At 61.7% G+C, this 15,308-nt stretch carries 17 protein-coding genes and 1 pseudogene; 11 read left to right on the top strand and 7 right to left on the bottom strand.

The features are described from left to right. Nucleotides 1-75 precede the first annotated feature (75 nt). The 5 genes from R0382_RS13240 (at nucleotide 76) to R0382_RS13220 (ending at nucleotide 6,315) form a co-directional block, all read left to right on the top strand. Nucleotides 76-2,301 carry a TonB-dependent hemoglobin/transferrin/lactoferrin family receptor gene (locus tag R0382_RS13240; RefSeq protein WP_432720120.1) on the top strand — a complete coding sequence of 742 codons (2,226 nt, stop codon included), beginning with the start codon at nucleotides 76-78 and terminating at the stop codon, nucleotides 2,299-2,301. A gap of 157 nt (nucleotides 2,302-2,458) precedes the next feature. Beyond that, nucleotides 2,459-3,499, top strand: a complete 1,041-nt coding sequence (locus tag R0382_RS13235; protein ID WP_432720118.1) for a hemin-degrading factor — start codon at nucleotides 2,459-2,461, stop codon at nucleotides 3,497-3,499. Between the two features lie 10 nt (nucleotides 3,500-3,509). Continuing rightward, the gene (locus tag R0382_RS13230; protein WP_432720116.1) at nucleotides 3,510-4,364 is read left to right on the top strand and encodes a heme/hemin ABC transporter substrate-binding protein; all 855 of its coding nucleotides are present in this window, start codon (nucleotides 3,510-3,512) and stop codon (nucleotides 4,362-4,364) included. A gap of 122 nt (nucleotides 4,365-4,486) precedes the next feature. Further along, the gene (locus tag R0382_RS13225) at nucleotides 4,487-5,530 is read left to right on the top strand and encodes a FecCD family ABC transporter permease (protein WP_432720115.1); all 1,044 of its coding nucleotides are present in this window, start codon (nucleotides 4,487-4,489) and stop codon (nucleotides 5,528-5,530) included. Continuing rightward, nucleotides 5,530-6,315 carry a heme ABC transporter ATP-binding protein gene (locus tag R0382_RS13220; protein ID WP_432720113.1) on the top strand — a complete coding sequence of 262 codons (786 nt, stop codon included), beginning with the start codon at nucleotides 5,530-5,532 and terminating at the stop codon, nucleotides 6,313-6,315. The genes R0382_RS13225 and R0382_RS13220 overlap by 1 nt, the downstream gene beginning before the upstream one ends. 135 nt (nucleotides 6,316-6,450) lie before the next feature. Here R0382_RS13220 and R0382_RS13215 read toward each other — a convergent pair whose 3' ends face one another. Next, nucleotides 6,451-6,861 carry a hypothetical protein gene (locus R0382_RS13215; protein WP_432720112.1) on the bottom strand — a complete coding sequence of 137 codons (411 nt, stop codon included), beginning with the start codon at nucleotides 6,859-6,861 and terminating at the stop codon, nucleotides 6,451-6,453. A gap of 77 nt (nucleotides 6,862-6,938) precedes the next feature. Between R0382_RS13215 and R0382_RS13210 the strand changes: the two genes are divergently transcribed. After that, the gene (locus R0382_RS13210; RefSeq protein ID WP_432720110.1) at nucleotides 6,939-7,292 is read left to right on the top strand and encodes a bleomycin resistance protein; all 354 of its coding nucleotides are present in this window, start codon (nucleotides 6,939-6,941) and stop codon (nucleotides 7,290-7,292) included. Between the two features lie 79 nt (nucleotides 7,293-7,371). Here R0382_RS13210 and R0382_RS13205 read toward each other — a convergent pair whose 3' ends face one another. The 4 genes from R0382_RS13205 to R0382_RS13190 are packed head-to-tail and all read right to left on the bottom strand — an operon-like array spanning nucleotide 7,372 to nucleotide 11,209. Beyond that, nucleotides 7,372-7,659 (bottom strand): copper-binding protein, encoded by a 288-nt coding sequence (locus R0382_RS13205; protein WP_432720108.1) that lies wholly within the window; start codon nucleotides 7,657-7,659, stop codon nucleotides 7,372-7,374. A 59-nt stretch (nucleotides 7,660-7,718) separates the two neighbouring features. Next, entirely contained in the window at nucleotides 7,719-8,189 is a 471-nt protein-coding gene (locus tag R0382_RS13200) for a cupredoxin domain-containing protein (protein ID WP_432720106.1), read from the bottom strand. 24 nt (nucleotides 8,190-8,213) lie between these two features. Next, a complete protein-coding gene (locus tag R0382_RS13195; protein ID WP_432720105.1) occupies nucleotides 8,214-10,967 on the bottom strand; it encodes a multicopper oxidase domain-containing protein in 2,754 nt (917 codons plus the stop codon). Next, nucleotides 10,964-11,209: a hypothetical protein gene (locus R0382_RS13190; RefSeq protein WP_432720103.1), complete on the bottom strand. Its 246-nt coding sequence runs from the start codon at nucleotides 11,207-11,209 to the stop codon at nucleotides 10,964-10,966. Before R0382_RS13190 ends, R0382_RS13195 begins: the two co-directional genes overlap by 4 nt. Nucleotides 11,210-11,354: 145 nt before the next feature. Between R0382_RS13190 and R0382_RS13185 the strand changes: the two genes are divergently transcribed. Beyond that, the gene (locus tag R0382_RS13185; protein WP_432720101.1) at nucleotides 11,355-11,669 is read left to right on the top strand and encodes a response regulator; all 315 of its coding nucleotides are present in this window, start codon (nucleotides 11,355-11,357) and stop codon (nucleotides 11,667-11,669) included. 25 nt (nucleotides 11,670-11,694) lie between these two features. On the opposite strand, the pseudogene R0382_RS13180 reads toward R0382_RS13185, so the two are convergent. Both R0382_RS13180 and R0382_RS13175 read right to left on the bottom strand, forming a co-directional pair. Beyond that, nucleotides 11,695-11,847 (bottom strand): annotated as a pseudogene (locus tag R0382_RS13180) (tyrosine-type recombinase/integrase); the annotation flags it as partial. Next, nucleotides 11,837-12,199: a phage integrase N-terminal SAM-like domain-containing protein gene (locus tag R0382_RS13175; RefSeq protein ID WP_432720099.1), complete on the bottom strand. Its 363-nt coding sequence runs from the start codon at nucleotides 12,197-12,199 to the stop codon at nucleotides 11,837-11,839. The gene R0382_RS13175 and the pseudogene R0382_RS13180, both read right to left, overlap by 11 nt. A 638-nt stretch (nucleotides 12,200-12,837) precedes the next feature. Here R0382_RS13175 and R0382_RS13170 point away from each other — a divergent pair. From R0382_RS13170 to R0382_RS13155, 4 genes are all read left to right on the top strand, one after another. After that, nucleotides 12,838-13,209, top strand: coding sequence for a hypothetical protein (locus R0382_RS13170; protein ID WP_432720098.1), 372 nt, complete (start codon nucleotides 12,838-12,840; stop codon nucleotides 13,207-13,209). Between the two features lie 113 nt (nucleotides 13,210-13,322). Next, nucleotides 13,323-13,736 (top strand): hypothetical protein, encoded by a 414-nt coding sequence (locus R0382_RS13165; RefSeq protein ID WP_432720096.1) that lies wholly within the window; start codon nucleotides 13,323-13,325, stop codon nucleotides 13,734-13,736. Between the two features lie 146 nt (nucleotides 13,737-13,882). Then, complete coding sequence (locus tag R0382_RS13160; protein ID WP_432720095.1) at nucleotides 13,883-14,590, top strand: hypothetical protein; 708 nt, start codon at nucleotides 13,883-13,885, stop codon at nucleotides 14,588-14,590. A 118-nt stretch (nucleotides 14,591-14,708) separates the two neighbouring features. Continuing rightward, entirely contained in the window at nucleotides 14,709-15,023 is a 315-nt protein-coding gene (locus R0382_RS13155; RefSeq protein ID WP_432720093.1) for a hypothetical protein, read from the top strand. Nucleotides 15,024-15,308: the final 285 nt, after the last annotated feature.

The raw sequence follows: 15,308 nt of genomic DNA, 5'->3' as shown, positions 1-15,308 counted from the left end.
GACCGGTCTCCCCGCCAGCAAGCCAGCCGCGTTCGGTGCGTCCACGCACCGTTATCGACTGCCCAAGGAAATTGTATGAACCGCTCCACCCACCCGCTGGTGCTCAGCCTGCTGGCCTGCGCCCTGCAAACAGCTTTCGCCGCGCCGGTCCCGCAACAGGCCACCTCCGGCAAGCCGGCCAAGCAAGATGCCAGTGCCGCCAGCCTGGCGCCGATCGTCGTCACCGCGACCCGTACCGAAAAAACCCTCGACGAGCTGCCGCCGTCGGTCACCTCGACCGACCGCAAGACGCTCGACGACAAGTTCATCCGTGACTTCAAGGACCTCGGCAACTACGAGCAACCGGGTGTCAATATGTCGCGCAGCGGCCGCTACGGCGGCACCAACATCAATATCCGCGGCCTCGAAGGCAATCGCGTGCTGATGATGGTCGACGGCGTGCGCCTGCCCGAAGTGTTCAGCTTCCCGAACCGCGACAGCTTCGTCGGCCAGGACATGGTCGACTTTTCGTCGCTTGCCGCCATCGACATCGTCCGCGGCCCCGGCTCGACGCTGTACGGTTCGTCGGCCCTCGCCGGTGTCGTCGGCATGCGCACGCTGGATCCGACCGACCTGATCAAGGCCGGCAAGACCTTCGGCGGCCAGGTCAAGGCCGACTATGACAGCGCCGACAGCAGCTACGGCCTGTCTGGCGCCGTTGCCGGTGAAGTCAACCAGGACACCTACTGGTTGCTGCAGATGGGCGGCCGCAAGGGCCACGAGCTCGACAATATGGGTACCAATGACAGCAAGAACAAAAATACCCGTACTACTCCGGACCCGCAGGACTACACCACCAAGAATGCCCTCGCCAAGGTTCAGCACTATTTCGAAGGCGGCCACAAACTGGGCCTGACCGGCGAATACCGCAAAACCGAAAGCGACACCGATATGTACAGCGAGCTGGGCGTGGTGATGCCGCCGGCACCGACCGCGATCACGTCGAGCAAGGCGCACGACGAGCAGGAGCGCAAGCGCGTCTCGCTCGAGTACGACTACACCGCGCCGCAGCCGGGCGGCCTGATCGACGGCGCATCGGCGCGGATGTACTACCAGAAGTTCGAAAGCGACCAGCGCCGCGACCAGACGCGCAATACCCGCGATCCGGTTTACTGGCGCGACGGCACCTATACCGAAACCGCCAAGGGCGTGTCCGGTCAGGTTGTGAAGAACGTCGGCGGCAGCGTCACCCAGCAGTGGGTGGTCGGCGGCGAATGGTGGCAGACCGATACCAAGGAGTTCGCTGCGGGCTACCCGGCATCGACGTCGATCAACCTGCGCACGATTCCGGACACCACGGTCACCCAGTGGGCGTTGTTCGCACAGGACGAAATCGGCTTTGACGGCGGTCGCTACACCTTGACCCCGGGCCTGCGTTACGACAACTACCGCAACAATCCGGATACAGGCTCGATCCAGGGCCAGATCAACCAGGGCATCGGCATGACGCCGAAGAGCCAGGAAGACGACAAGATCTCGCCGTCGCTCGCCGGTTCGTGGAAGCTGGCCGAGCAGGCCACGCTGTTCGCCAAGTACGCACAGGGCTTCCGTGCGCCGACGACGCTGGAAATCAACGGCCAGTTCACCAACTCGGCTCAGGGCTACACCCTGGTGCCGAATCCGGACCTGAAGCCGGAAACCAGCTCGGGCTACGAATTCGGCCTGCGTCTGGGCAACGACCACGCCGGTGGCACGATCACCGGCTTCGATACCCGCTACAAGGACTTCATCGATACGCTGCAGCCGATCAACAGCAGCAATCCGGGCTGGATTCCGGGCTATCCGATGGTTTACCAGAGCGTGAACATCGACAAGGCACGGATCTACGGCGTCGAAGCGACCGCGCATTACAGCTTCAGCAGTGCATGGCGTACCTGGGGCTCGCTGGCATGGTCGGTGGGCCGCAATGAAACCGATGACACCTGGCTCGATTCGGTCGCACCGCTCAAGCTGATCACCGGCCTGTCGTACAAGCAGGAAGTCTGGGGCGCCGACGCGCTGCTGACCGCCGCGGCGGCCAAGTCCAAGCTGTCGAGCAGCAAGCTGTACGCGGCACCGGGCTACGGCGTGGTCGATCTGACCGCGTGGTGGACGCCGGTCAAGGATTTGCGCATTTCGGGTGGCGTGTTCAACCTGTTCGACAAAGAGTACTGGGACGGCGCCGACGCCTCGACCCGCGCGCTGACGTCGAACAGCCTGGTCATCGACCGCTACTCGCAACCGGGCCGCAGCTACCGTATCAACGCGAACTGGAGCTTCTAAATGCCTGCCCCATTCTGCGGCTGCGCATCCCGCGCTCGCAGGCTGGGGCAGACATAAGCAGCGCGTTCTGCTGCCGACCCGTTCGCGGGTCGGCCTTTGCTTTTGTGGATGGCCATCCATGCCGATGGCATTCACCCGTACCACCCAGGAGACCAAAATGAGCAACTTCCAAGAATTCGCCAACGCACTGCAAACCCGCTACCAAGCGCTGCTGGCCAGCGAACCCAAACTGCGCGCGCGTGAACGCGCCGCCCGCCTCGATGTGTCCGAAGCCCAGCTCGTCGCCGCCGACTGTGGCGTGACCTCGATCCAGCTCGCCAGTCCGGTCAAGGCCATTTTCCCGAAGCTCGGCACGCTCGGCCACGTGATGGCGCTGTCGCGCAATGACTGGTGCGTGCACGAGCGCAAGGGCACCTACGAAGACATCCAGGCCGAAGGCCCGGTCGGCCTCGTGCTCGGCAAGGACATCGACCTGCGCATGTTCTTCTTCGCCTGGACCCACTGCTACGCGGTGACCGAGGGCGAGCGCCGCAGCCTGCAGTTCTTCGACGCCGAAGGTGTCGCCCTGCACAAGGTCTACATGCTCGAAGAAAGCAACGCCGCCGCCTACGATGCGCTGGTGGCCGAATTCGCCGTCACCGAAAAAACCTGGCCCGAAGCCAAGCCGTACGCACCGGACACCACACCGGACGTGCCGGAAGATGCCGCAGGCTTGCGCGACACCTGGCTCGGTCTGCAAGACACCCACGCCTTCTTCCCGATGCTGAAAAAGCACAAGGTCAGCCGCCTTGGCGCACTGCGCTCGGTCGGCAACGATCTGGCGCAGCAGATCGACAACGGCGCGGTCGAAACCATGCTGCAACGCGCTGCCGAAACCGATCTGGGCATCATGTGCTTCGTCGGCAACCGCGGCATGGTGCAGATCCACAGCGGCCCGGTGAAGAAGCTCGTGCGCACCGGTCCCTGGTACAACATCCTTGATCCGCTCTTCAACCTGCATCTGAACACCGAAGCCGTGACCAGCACCTGGGTCGTCAACAAGCCGACCAGCGATGGCTGGGTAACGTCGCTCGAGCTGTACAACGACGGTGGCGAGCTGATCATCCAGTTCTTCGGCGTACGCAAGCCGGGCATCCCCGAGCTGACCGAATGGCGCGAACTGCTGATCGGCCTGTGCGCCGAGCCGCTCGCAGCCTGAGGTTGATGCGATGAAACAGCGCCTTGCCCTCCTCCTCGCCGCCACGCTGGCGTTCTTCACGCTGTCGGCGGCGCAGGCCGCACCGCAGCGCGTCGTCGCCCTCGGCGGCCCGCTGACCGAGATCGTCTACGCGCTCGGTGCCGGCAAGCTGCTGGTCGGTGCCGACCAGTCAAGCACGTATCCGGAGGCGGCCAAGGCGCTGCCCAAGGTCGGTTACTACCGCGCGTTTTCGCTCGAAGGCGTCGTCGCGCTGAAGCCCGATCTGGTGCTTGCATCCGATCAGGCCGGCCCGCCGCAGGCGATCGAACAACTGCGCCGGCTCGGCCTGCGCGTGATCGTGCTGCCGAGCGCGCCGACGCTCGACGCGCTCGAACAGCGCATGCACGGCGTCGCCGCCGCACTCGGCCTGCGCAACGATGGCCGCGCAATGGTGTCCGAGCTGCGCAAGCAGGTCGACGCGCTGGCCGCCAAATCGGTCGGCACTACCCGCGCGCTGCTGCTGATCAACCGCAGCGGCAATCCCGAAGGCGCCGGTATCGATACCAGCGCCGACGCGATGCTCAAGCTGGCCGGCTACCGCAATGTGCTGGCGACCCAGAAGGGCTACAAGCCCTTGTCGCTCGAAGGCATTGCCGCGCTCAAGCCCGATCTGATCGTCACGTCGACCGCGTCGATCGCGGCGTCGGGTGGTCTCGATGCGCTGCTGGCCCGTCCGGGCATCGCGACGACGCCGGCGGCGCAAAACCGTCGCGTGATCGTGATGGATGATCTGCTGTTGCTTGGCTACGGTCCGCGGCTGCCGCAAGCCTTGCGTGAACTGAAGGCGTCCCCGTCGCAGATCAAGGCCCCGCTGGCCAAGCAATAAACCTGGCCGATCGCCCATGCCGGTGCGTGTAAAGCGCACCGGCGGCGGCTCACAGGACAGCACATCCGCAACCGTTCCGTTGTCGATCGCCCTCGCCTTCATTGCGCTATACCCGGTGTAACATGACCTCCGTGACTTCCACCCTGACTTCCCCCGCCCCCGTGGCCGCCAAGGCCGCGCGCTGGCGTACACCCGCTGGCGTGCTGATCACGCTGATCGCCGTGCTGGTCTTGCTGATGCTGCTGTCCGCCAGCAGCGGCGCGCTGCACATTCCGCTGTCGGCGCTACCGGGCCTGCCGTTCTCCGCCGAAGGGCCGGACGAGGCGCTGTGGCGCAGCGTGCTGATGGACGTACGACTGCCGCGCGTGCTGTTCGCCGCACTGGCCGGCGCCGCGCTGGCGCTATCGGGCGCGGCCATGCAGGCGCTGTTCCGCAACCCGCTGGCCGAACCGGGCCTGATCGGTATTTCCGCTGGCGGCGCACTCGGTGCCGTCGGCGCCATCGTCCTCGGCGGCGGTGCCTTCATCGTGCTGGCACCGGCGGCGTTTGTCGGCAGTCTGGTCGCCACCGTCGCCGCCTATCATCTGGGCCGCCGCTATCCGGGCATGGCCGGGCTGCTGCTCGCCGGCGTCGCGATCAACGCGATCTGCGGCGCGCTGGTTGGTCTGTTCACCTATCTGGCCGACGACAACCAGCTGCGCAGCCTCACCTTCTGGAATATGGGCAGCCTTGCCGGCGCCAGCTGGCCACTGCTCGCCGGTCTGGCGCCGTGGACGATCATCGTCGGCGCGCTGATCGCCCGCGACTGGCGCGCAATGAACGCGCTGCTGCTGGGCGAGCGCGAAGCGCTGCATCTGGGCTTTCCGCTCAAGGCCGTACGCCGCCGGCTCATTCTGCTGACCGCGCTGCTGGTCGGCCCGCTGGTCGCCGCCACCGGTGCGATCGGCTTTGTCGGCCTCGTCGTGCCGCATCTGGTCCGGCTGGCGCTTGGCGCCGACCACCGCTGGTTGCTGCCCAATTCGGTCGTTGCCGGCGCGATCGCGCTGACGCTGGCCGACTGGCTCGCCCGCATCGCCGTGATCCCGGCCGAGCTGCCGATCGGTATCGTCACCAGCCTCGTTGGTGGTCCCTTCTTCCTGTGGCTGCTCGCGCAGCGGAGACACTGATGCTGCTCGCCGAACACCTGTTTATCGAACGTCAGGGCAAGGTCGTGCTCGACGATGTGTCGCTGTCGCTGGCGGCCGGTGAAGTCGTCGGCGTGCTCGGTGCCAACGGCGCCGGCAAATCGACGCTGCTGGCGATGCTCGCCGGCGAGCTGGCGCCGCAACGCGGCGACGTGTCGATCGACGGCACCTCGCTGACCCGGCTCGACAATGCCCATCTCGCCCGCCAGCGCGCGGTGCTGCCGCAATCGCCGTCGCTGTCGTTCAATCTCGGCGTCGGCGAAGTCGTCGCGATGGGCGCCTATCCGTTCCCGGAGCTGTCGACGGCGGACGTCCAGCAGTTGATCCAGCGGGCGCTGGCGCTGGCCGATGTCAGCCATCTGGCCGACCGCCGCTACCCGCAACTGTCGGGCGGCGAGGCGCAACGCGTGCAGTTCGCCCGCGTGCTGGTGCAGACGCTGGCCGCGCGACAAAGCCACGGCGGGCGCTTTCTGCTGCTCGACGAACCGACCGCCAGCCTTGATCCCAAGCACCAGCAAGCCTTGCTGGCCTGCGCGCGGCAGTTGGCGCGCGAAGAGCGGATCGGCGTGCTGGTGATCCTGCACGACGTCAATCTCGCCGCAGCCTGGTGCGACCGGCTGGCCTTGCTGGCACAGGGGAAGCTGGTCGGCTGCGGCGATCCGGCCAGCGTGCTGACGCCGGCGACGCTGGACGCCGTCTACGGCGTGGCCGCCGAGGTCGTGCCGCACCCGCGCGATCCCGCGCGGCCGCTGGTGCTGTTCAACTGAAACGCGATGTCCGGCGGTCCGATGCTCCCCGATCGGCATGGCGGCACAGGCAGGACGTGCGCGGTTTTCCAGCCAGATGCCTGCCGGTCGCCGCATCCGGCAACGCGACTCGAAACCCGTAAGGCGCGGATCGGGCTAGCGCAGTTCGTCGGGGGCAAACAGGCTGTAGGCGTCGAGGATTTCGTAGGCGACCGCCGGATTGTTGTTCAGACAGCGGCGCACCGCCGCCGGAATCGCCTGCTGGGTTTTGCGGCACAGGCCCGGGTGCGGATCGAGCGAGATCTCGAAGCCGAGTACCGTGCGGACCTCGTTGGTCCCCGGGGCAATCCGCAGCACGATGCCCAGTTGTTCATACATCCGTGCGCCGACTTTCTTCAGGTCGGCGAAATCGCTGGCCCGTTCGATCCGCTCGACCAGCTTGCGCTCTTCGTCGCGCGTCAGCTTGAGAATGCGGCAATCCGCGAACGGATCGCCCTCCAGCGCATCGCGCCCGCAGACACAGGCGCCCGGCGGGCAAGGAGTACGGATGGCATTCGGCGCAGGCATTGCGTCACTGGCATGAAATCGTCAACCGCCAGTGTTGCACAACTTCACGCGCTTCACTCCACCCACAGGACAAGATGATGAATGGACGCATCACGGCCACCGTTCCGGTACTGGCCTCGCTCGACATCGCCGAATCGGCGGCGTATTACCAGACGCTCGGCTTTGCCGTCACGCTGCAGCTGCCCGACTACCTGATCGTCGTGCGCGACGGCTGCGAACTGCACTTCTGGCCCTGCGACGAAAAGCACATCGCCGAGAACACCTCGTGCTACATCCGCAGCGACGACGTCGACGCGCTGCACGCAGAGTTCGTGGCGCGTGGCGTGCGCCACCGGCCGCCGGTCTCGCAGCCGTGGGGCATGAAAGAGCTGTACGTGATCGACCCGCACGGCAATCTGCTCAAGTTCGGCGAGATGATTGCCGAGGGATGAGCCACCCCGCGCTCCTCCCGGGCGGTTAACGGATACGGAGGCCGAGCACCCCACTGCGCAGTGGGGTGACGAGCCACGCTTACTGCGCCAGCAGCTCGGTCACCACCAGCTTGCCGCCCTCGTTCACCACGGCAAAACGCACCTTGTCGCCCGGCTTGACCGCGTCGAGCTGCGCCGCGTCGCGCATCGTGAACACCATGGTCATGCCGGGCATATCAAGACTCTTGATGTCGCCATGCTTCAGCGTGATCTTGCCATTGGCCTTGTCGATCTTCCTGACCTCGCCATCGGTGTAGTCGCTCTGGGCCTGCGCGGCACCGAGCCAGAGCGTGGCCACGAGCGCGACGAGTGCGAAACGTTTTTGCATGATGGATTCCTCAAGCTAGTCGGGCAGCCGCCCGGGAAATAAAACGGGAACAACGGGCGTCAGCGTTTTTTCGCAACATCGACATAGCCCTTCATCCCGGCGTCGTAATGGCCCGGCTGCAGGCAGGCAAAGTCCACCTTGCCGGCCCTGGTGAACTGCCAGATCACCTCGCCCTGCTTGCCCGGCGCGACCGACGCGGTCTGTGGGTCTTCGTGTTCCATGTCCGGGAATTTCATCATCTGCTCGTAGTGGGCTTTCAGCTCGGCCTCGGTGCCGATGACGAATTCGTGCTTGACCTTGCCGACGTTCCTGACGACGAAACGGATCGTCTCGCCCTGTTTGACGTCGATGTTCGCCGGCGAGTAACGCATCGCGTCGTTCATCTCGACCGTGATCGTCCGGTTGACCTTGCCGGCCTTGCCCGGCTGGCCGATCGTGCCGTCGTGGCCGCCGGCATGGGTGCCGCTGGCAAAGGCCGTGGCGCTGAGGCCAAGGCCGGCGACCAGTACAACGAGGTGTGCTGTTTTCATGTCTGCTCCAGTGGATGAACCGATTCAGTGGCCGGACTTGGCCGTGGGTTTGCGGACCTGCACTTCGACATCGCCGCCCTTGGCACGCGGCATCGCCGGGTTACCGGCGGCCTTGCTGCGGGTTGCGTCGAGTACCGGGCCCTTGTATTCGTGTGCCACCGTGCCGGGCGGGTGCTTGAACCAGCCCGGATTTCTGTAGTCGCCGGGTTTCTGGTCGCGGCGGACCTTGAGCATGCTGAACATCCCGCCCATTTCGACGCTGCCGAACGGCCCCTGGCCGGTCATCATCGGTACGGTGTTGTCGGGGATCGGCATTTCCATCTCGGTCATGTCGGCCATGCCGCGCTCGCCCATCACCATGTAGTCGGGGATCAGCGTGTTGATCTTCTTCGCCATGCCGCGATGGTCGACGCCGATCATCGTCGGCACGTCGTGGCCCATCGCGTTCATCGTGTGGTGGCTCTTGTGGCAGTGGAACGCCCAGTCGCCCTCCTCGTCGGCAAGGAACTCGATCTGCCGCATCTGGCCGACGGCAACGTCGGTCGTCACCTCGTACCAGCGCGTGCTCTTCGGCGTCGGCCCGCCATCGGTACCGGTGACGAGGAATTCGTGGCCATGCAGGTGGATCGGGTGGTTGGTCATCCTCAGGTTGCCGATGCGGATCCGCACCTTGTCGTTCAGCCGCACGTTGAGCGAATCGATGCCCGGGAAGATCCGGCTGTTCCAGCTCCACAGGTTGAAATCGAGCATGGTCATGATCTTCGGCGTGTACGCGCCGGGGTCGATGTCGTAGGCGTTGAGCAGGAAGCAGAAATCGCGGTTCACGTCGTCGATCAGCGGATGCTTCGCCTTCGGGTGCGTGACCCAGAAGCCCATCATCCCCATCGCCATCTGCACCATCTCGTCGGCGTGCGGGTGATACATGAAGGTGCCGGGGCGCCGCGCGACGAATTCGTAGACGAAGGTCTTGCCGGCCGGAATCGCCGGCTGGTTCAGCCCGGCGACGCCGTCCATGCCGTTGGGCAGGCGCTGGCCGTGCCAGTGGATGCTGGTGTGCTCGGGCAGCCGGTTGGTAACGAAAATACGCACCCGGTCGCCCTCGACGACCTCGATCGTCGGCCCCGGGCTCTGGCCGTTGTAGCCCCACAGATGGGCCTTGAAGCCCGGCGCCATTTCGCGCACCACCGGCTCGGCGACGAGATGGAATTCCTTCACGCCGCTGTTCATCCGCCACGGCAGCGTCCAGCCGTTCAGCGTCACTACCGGGTTGTACGGCCGGCCGGTGCCGGGAAACAGCGGCGGCATCGTGTCCGGCCCGGTCTGGATCACCGGCTCGGGCAGGGCCGCCATCGCCACCTTGCTGACCGTGCCCGCCGCAACGGCACCGCCGGCACTCGCCACAGCGCCGACGCTCGTCGCGGTCGGTTTGCCCATCACCGCTGCCTGCAATGCCGCATCGGCCAGCCAGAACTGCTGCTCGGCGCCGATCGCGGCTATCACCGCGCCAACCTGGTCACGGCTGTCGGCCAGCAGCTCGAACACGCCGATCAGCATGCCGTTGTAACGAAGCGTGTTTTCCTCGGAGATCGTCTTGCGCAGCGGCACCACCTCATCGCGGTCATGACGGGCGATGTCGTAACTGGTCCGGTACGCCGAATAGCTTTCGCGCAAATTCGATCCGGCGTCGCGCAGCGTTGCTTCGTAGCGGTTGGCCGCGGCCAAGGTCTGCGCGTTCATCGCGTCGCGCCGCAGGTCGCCCCAGTCGAACAGCGGCAGCCGGACGTCGATCTCGAAACCGCGCTTGTGGTTCTTGGCGCCGTCGGCCGTGTCGAACACCGTGTCGTAGCGCAGGCCGAGTTCGATGTCGGCAAAGCTGGTGACCCAGTTCAGTCCCTGCGCCTTGACCGCCGCATCGAGCGACATGCGCGCCTGACGCACGTCCATCCGGGTACTGCTGGCCGCCTTGCCGGTGTCGTCGGCCGAACGCGGCGACTTCGGCAGCGCCGGCAGGCGTTCGGGCAGTTTCAGTTGCTGCGCCTGCGCATCGTCGAGCCCGAGCAGTCGGACCAGCGCCTCGCGCGCCGCGGTCGCACCATGCTGCGCGCCGGCCAGCTGCGTGGCCGCGTCGGCGTAGAACGCCTGCTGCCGCGCCCGGTCGAGCTTGGTAAAGTTGCCGACCGACTGCAGCCGGCGGGCCAGTTCGGCGCTGGCTTCGGCCGCTTCGAACACCTGCCGCGTATAGACCAGCGTTTGCTGCGCGGCGACGGCGTTCACCCACGCTTGCCTGACCTGCGTGACCTGATCGACGACATCGCCGGTCAAACGCAGCCGTGCCACGGCGATCTGCCGCTGTGCCGTGTTGTAGCGCTGCGGCAAGGTAATCAGGTCGAGCAGGCCGAAGGCCAGCAAGCGGCCGAACTCCAGCTCGTTGGCGATCGTCATCCGCTCGAACGAAAACACCGGATTCGGCAACCGCCCACCCTGCGCAGCAGCAGCCGCGTCGGCCCAGTTCTGCGCCAGCAGCGCCTGCAAGGCCGGGCTGTTGAGCAGCGCGACCTGTACTGCACCGGTCTGGCCCAGCGGCTGGGCCAGCAGTTTCGCCGCTTCGTCGCGCATCGCATCGCGTTGCGCGTCGGTCGACGCCAGCGCCAGCTTGCCTTGGGTGAAATCGGCCGCGTCGCGATTGGCCTGCGTCACCGACTCGTCGAAGTCGACGCTGGCACAGCCGCTGAGCACCAAAGCCGCGGCCATCACCGCCAGCCGTCGCCCAGACGTCATGGCCGGCCTCCGTGGCCGGCGTGCGCATCGGCCTCATCGGCCTGCCTTGCCTCTTTCGCATAGACGCGCCAGCCACCAACGTGGTCGACAACCCGGTTGGCCTCCCGCCAGTCGCCGATCGCTTCGTCCTTGTAGGCCTGATAGGTCGCGAACGCCGACTCGAACGGCAGCGCGGTCAGCGCCGTCTCGTCTGCATGTACCCATGGCGAGATCGCCATCGCCAGCAGCACCAGCTTTACCATGTCCTCATCCCGGTCCGACACTTGAATAAGCCGAGTATGGTCAGCCGTACCGGGCGGCCGGATTACCCGCAGATGACGAAACCGTCATCTGCGGTCCGCGCCTGTGCACCGGCTTAGAATGGCGGTCTGAACAAGGAGGAACGCGGTGCGAATACTGATCGTCGAGGACGAAGCCAAGACTGCGGGCTATCTGAAACAGGGGCTGAGCGAGAGCGGCTACGCGGTCGACATTGCGGTAAACGGCATCGACGGGCTGCACAAAGCGCTTGAGGACGACTTCGATCTGGTGATCCTCGACGTGATGCTGCCGGTGCTCGACGGCTGGGGCGTGCTCGACGGCCTGCGTCGGCGCAAGCAGACGCCAGTGCATACGGCAAATACACCTCGCCAAAGCCGGCGGCCAGGTCCAGCGCGTGCAAGTCGTGCACCTTTGCCATTTGCAGCTTCAGCGGCTCAATGACCGATTGCGGCAACATCGTCACCCGGTCCTTGAAGCCCTTGCCCTCGCGCACGATGATTTCGCCCCGGGCAAAATCGACATCCTTGATGCGCAAGCGCAATGCCTCCAGCAAGCGCAAGCCACTGCCATACAACAAGCGTGCGACCAGCGCCCACGTTCCTTCCAGCCTATCCAGCACCGCCCGCGTTTCCGCCCGTCAGCACCACCGGCAAGCGCGACGACGCCTTGGCCTGCGTGATATCGGCCAGCCAAGGCAATTCCAGCGCCAGCACCTCGCGATACAAAAACAGCAAGGCCGCCTTGGCCTGATTCTGCGTCGATGCAGTGACGTTGCGATCGACCGCAAGATGGCTCAGAAACGCCTCGATCTCGGCCTTGCCCATGTCGCGCGGATGACGCTTACCGTGAAACAGGATATATCGCCGAATCCAGCCGAGGTAAACTTGCTCTGTGCGCAAGCTGAAATGCTTGACCCGGATGCGATCCCGAACCTGATCGAGCAGCCGCGGTGCCGCAGCAACGTCCGCCATGGTGTGTTTGTCCATACTGTTAGGGGGCACTAACAGCGTTATAGGCGGGCACCGTGCGGCTTGCAGGCGCGCGCAGGGATTTAGTGCGCCACATGGTGCAAAACAAGACACCTTTTAGGGTGTCTAATTACAGTTAGGCCATTGTGACCGCTGCAACTCGCCAACTTTTCGCAATGCTAACCGCGCCCTTGGTACCTACCGCGCTAATTATTACCATACCTGTTTTTCTGACGGGTTCTTGGCCATTTCACTATGAGCTACCCTTACTCGTTGCAGTTTCAGCTTTCGTTAGTTATGCCGCTTTCTTTTCTATTGGCTTGCCTACTATTTGCGCGTTGCGCGGTCGAGGCAAGCTAAATAAGATCAATCTTCTCTTGGCTGGCGCAGCCTTTGGTGGCGTGGTCGGTGTTATGTTTATTATTGGCCTTACACTATTGCTTGGCTCCCCGCTCACAGGTCACGGCATCACAGTTACCTCTCGGCTTCTCCCTGCGCTTTGGGGGGCAGGCTTTGGTCTTTCCGTGGCTGCGGCATATGGCTTCATCGCGGGCAGGCCTAACACTTCATTCAACCGGGACGGGCTTCCGCCCGCCCGTTAATTCAAACGTTAGGCTCAAACTCGCGGACATCGGTGCCACATGATAAGAAGAATTTCAATTTTTATTGCGGTCTTTATTTCAGGTTTTAGCTTAGGTTATTTTTTCTGCAAACAGACTTTTATTCCTAAGGCACAAGAGTCGTTAGTTGCTATAACAGAGTTAACTAATTCGCAGCTAATAAAAATCGAAAGCCTTAATCTCAGAGCGTTGTTGACGCTATCAAATGAAAAGAACAGTAACGACAATGAGTCATTCAACAAAACAATTTGCCGCCACATGGCGGCAAAGATAAAGCTCATAGCCTCAAACAAAGTTGAACTACCTCATGGCACAGAAGAAGATGTAAGAGCAGCGGAAGGTTTTATCAGGGCTCAGCCAAAAATATATAACTGTTATGCTGTTTATCAATAATTTGATGCGGGCCTAACACTTCAATCAACCCGGACCGCCTTCGGCGTCCGGTTATTTTCAACGTTAGCCGTTTTCTTCAGCTCATGAATGCACCCGTCGTCCGCGAAGTTAAGTTGAAAAAAGACTATTCGTTTCAGTACGAGAATTTCGTCCTTGCAACACAAGGCGATCTCTACCTTCTCCTAGAGAAAGTAGGTACCTCAGTCAGTGCCTTGAAATTTAGATTTAGCTCATTCAAGTACGGCGGACCAAACGACGAAGCGCGAGGAAGTCATCCGCTCACGAAGTTCGGATTGACTTGGTACGGCTTGTACCAAGTCGAAAATTCGCCGTGGGTGCAAGAAATGATCACCGCCAATAGAGTTCATCCCCGCCACCAAGACTCCATGTACGCTGATCGCCAGCACTACATCGCTTGTTTCAAGGACGTAATGCTGGAGGTTGTTTGTCGTGAATTCGAGGAGATTGAAATCGAAGAAAGTGCTTTGCTTTCTATCCTTCAGGCAGAGCTGCTTTGCTTGGAGTGAGCAAAACGGCTAACCCGGCGGTCGAGAGGGACAGCCACAAGCTGCGCTTGTGGCTCCCTCCGCTTCGCTCCGGCTGCCCCTCACCTCTACGTTAGACCTTACAGTGCCCGCATCAATTCATCGCCTCTACAAAGAAATATTTCCAGATGACAATACTTTCTAGCATCATTTCTATAGCATTGGCGTTTGTTTCATTCAATGTATTCGCCGCGGAAAAGTCGGACTCGAATTTCAGATTTGAATCCGTTAAAACTTTGGATGAAATGCGTAATTTTGTGCGTGATCACTTTCCATTGAACACGCCACGCCAGGGTTTGAGAACTGTGTTTGTCACGCAAGGTCAAGCTACATTGAAGACTCACCCGGTGGAACCTGGTGTTGAGAAGTACATATACGATATCAATCTGTGCAATTACTACATCTGGCGATGGAATATCTCCACAGACTACGATCAAGCCGGAAAGCTACTGCAGGCATACGTGAATGGAATGATCATTTTCCCCGATGGGAAGCCTCAACGAGTGGTTCCAAAAGTGGCCGAGAAAGGAAAGAAATCGTCAATATTTAAGATGCAGCGCCCGAGACCAGAAGCTTATAAAGGCGAAAGCTCGTTAGGCTACATTTTGTTCGACCGTGATAGCGATCTAACGACGATTGCGGATCAGGCAATTTTGGGTGCAGGCCCAAGTCGCGCTGATCCCATGGATATGGGACGGCTAATCACATACCCCGAGTCAGATCCTTGGCGTTCGATATTCGATAGTGATGCTGCGGAACGAATCGTGCCGTACCATGGAAGCTGCACGGAAGTTGAAAATCATATGCAGCGTCATAAGGCATCTCAAGCCAAGTAAAGCGAGCGTGGGCGATGAGGTCTAACCCGGCGTTCGAGCGGAGCTGCGCAAACAGCCGCGCAACCCGCTCAACTCTACGTTAGGGGCTATCTACTCCTATTTTCTCACAGGAAAAAATATGCATTTTGCAGTTCATGCGCTTTTCATTTCTACTGCACTATTGCTTGCCGCTTGTGGGCCGGCTGCAGAAAAATCTCAAGTGGAAGCAGCGATTTCGTTTAAAGAGAAATGTACAAGGCGTCTGGAAAATAGGAAAAATATGCCATCCGAAATCGCGCAAAAATTTTGTTCATGTCTTCTTAAAGAGGCGAGTAAGAGGTACAACCCTAACGAGCTTGATTCTCGCATGGATGGCAGCGCCGACCGAGCATTCAAAGATGATTTAAATCCTGCTAACAACATATGCCTCTCACAAATAAACAGTCGTCCCTAACACCTCGATCAACCCGGACCAGCTAAAGCCGGCCAATTATTTCCAACGTTAGGCCAATTTAATAGCACGATCACACCCAACTTATTCAAACAAAATAAATCTCACAAAATGCTTAAATATATAAAATACGTAGCAATAATTTTCCTAACTTATTTGGGAGCATCTTGTTCCGTACAGAGAGACGTAAGTAAATATGCCAATCAGTGCACAGAAGAATACAATGCAAATATCAAAAATAGCTCAGATCAATCTAATAACCCTGCAGCCTTTATGATGCACATTCAA

Origin of the sequence: Jeongeupia wiesaeckerbachi, assembly GCF_050916355.1 — a bacterium.
GTDB lineage: Bacteria > Pseudomonadota > Gammaproteobacteria > Burkholderiales > Chitinibacteraceae > Jeongeupia > Jeongeupia wiesaeckerbachi.
This window is presented reverse-complemented; position numbering and strand designations above follow the sequence as displayed.

Excerpts from the sequence above, each read along its gene's own strand:
- R0382_RS13240 (WP_432720120.1), top strand. The coding sequence starts at position 76 with ATGAACCGCTCCACCCACCCGCTGGTGCTCAGCCTGCTGGCCTGCGCC.
- R0382_RS13235 (WP_432720118.1), top strand. The coding sequence starts at position 2,459 with ATGAGCAACTTCCAAGAATTCGCCAACGCACTGCAAACCCGCTACCAA.
- R0382_RS13230 (WP_432720116.1), top strand. The coding sequence starts at position 3,510 with ATGAAACAGCGCCTTGCCCTCCTCCTCGCCGCCACGCTGGCGTTCTTC.
- R0382_RS13225 (WP_432720115.1), top strand. The coding sequence starts at position 4,487 with ATGACCTCCGTGACTTCCACCCTGACTTCCCCCGCCCCCGTGGCCGCC.
- R0382_RS13220 (WP_432720113.1), top strand. The coding sequence starts at position 5,530 with ATGCTGCTCGCCGAACACCTGTTTATCGAACGTCAGGGCAAGGTCGTG.
- R0382_RS13215 (WP_432720112.1), bottom strand. The coding sequence starts at position 6,861 with ATGCCTGCGCCGAATGCCATCCGTACTCCTTGCCCGCCGGGCGCCTGT.
- R0382_RS13210 (WP_432720110.1), top strand. The coding sequence starts at position 6,939 with ATGAATGGACGCATCACGGCCACCGTTCCGGTACTGGCCTCGCTCGAC.
- R0382_RS13205 (WP_432720108.1), bottom strand. The coding sequence starts at position 7,659 with ATGCAAAAACGTTTCGCACTCGTCGCGCTCGTGGCCACGCTCTGGCTC.
- R0382_RS13200 (WP_432720106.1), bottom strand. The coding sequence starts at position 8,189 with ATGAAAACAGCACACCTCGTTGTACTGGTCGCCGGCCTTGGCCTCAGC.
- R0382_RS13195 (WP_432720105.1), bottom strand. The coding sequence starts at position 10,967 with ATGACGTCTGGGCGACGGCTGGCGGTGATGGCCGCGGCTTTGGTGCTC.
- R0382_RS13190 (WP_432720103.1), bottom strand. The coding sequence starts at position 11,209 with ATGGTAAAGCTGGTGCTGCTGGCGATGGCGATCTCGCCATGGGTACAT.
- R0382_RS13175 (WP_432720099.1), bottom strand. The coding sequence starts at position 12,199 with ATGGCGGACGTTGCTGCGGCACCGCGGCTGCTCGATCAGGTTCGGGAT.
- R0382_RS13170 (WP_432720098.1), top strand. The coding sequence starts at position 12,838 with ATGATAAGAAGAATTTCAATTTTTATTGCGGTCTTTATTTCAGGTTTT.
- R0382_RS13160 (WP_432720095.1), top strand. The coding sequence starts at position 13,883 with ATGACAATACTTTCTAGCATCATTTCTATAGCATTGGCGTTTGTTTCA.
- R0382_RS13155 (WP_432720093.1), top strand. The coding sequence starts at position 14,709 with ATGCATTTTGCAGTTCATGCGCTTTTCATTTCTACTGCACTATTGCTT.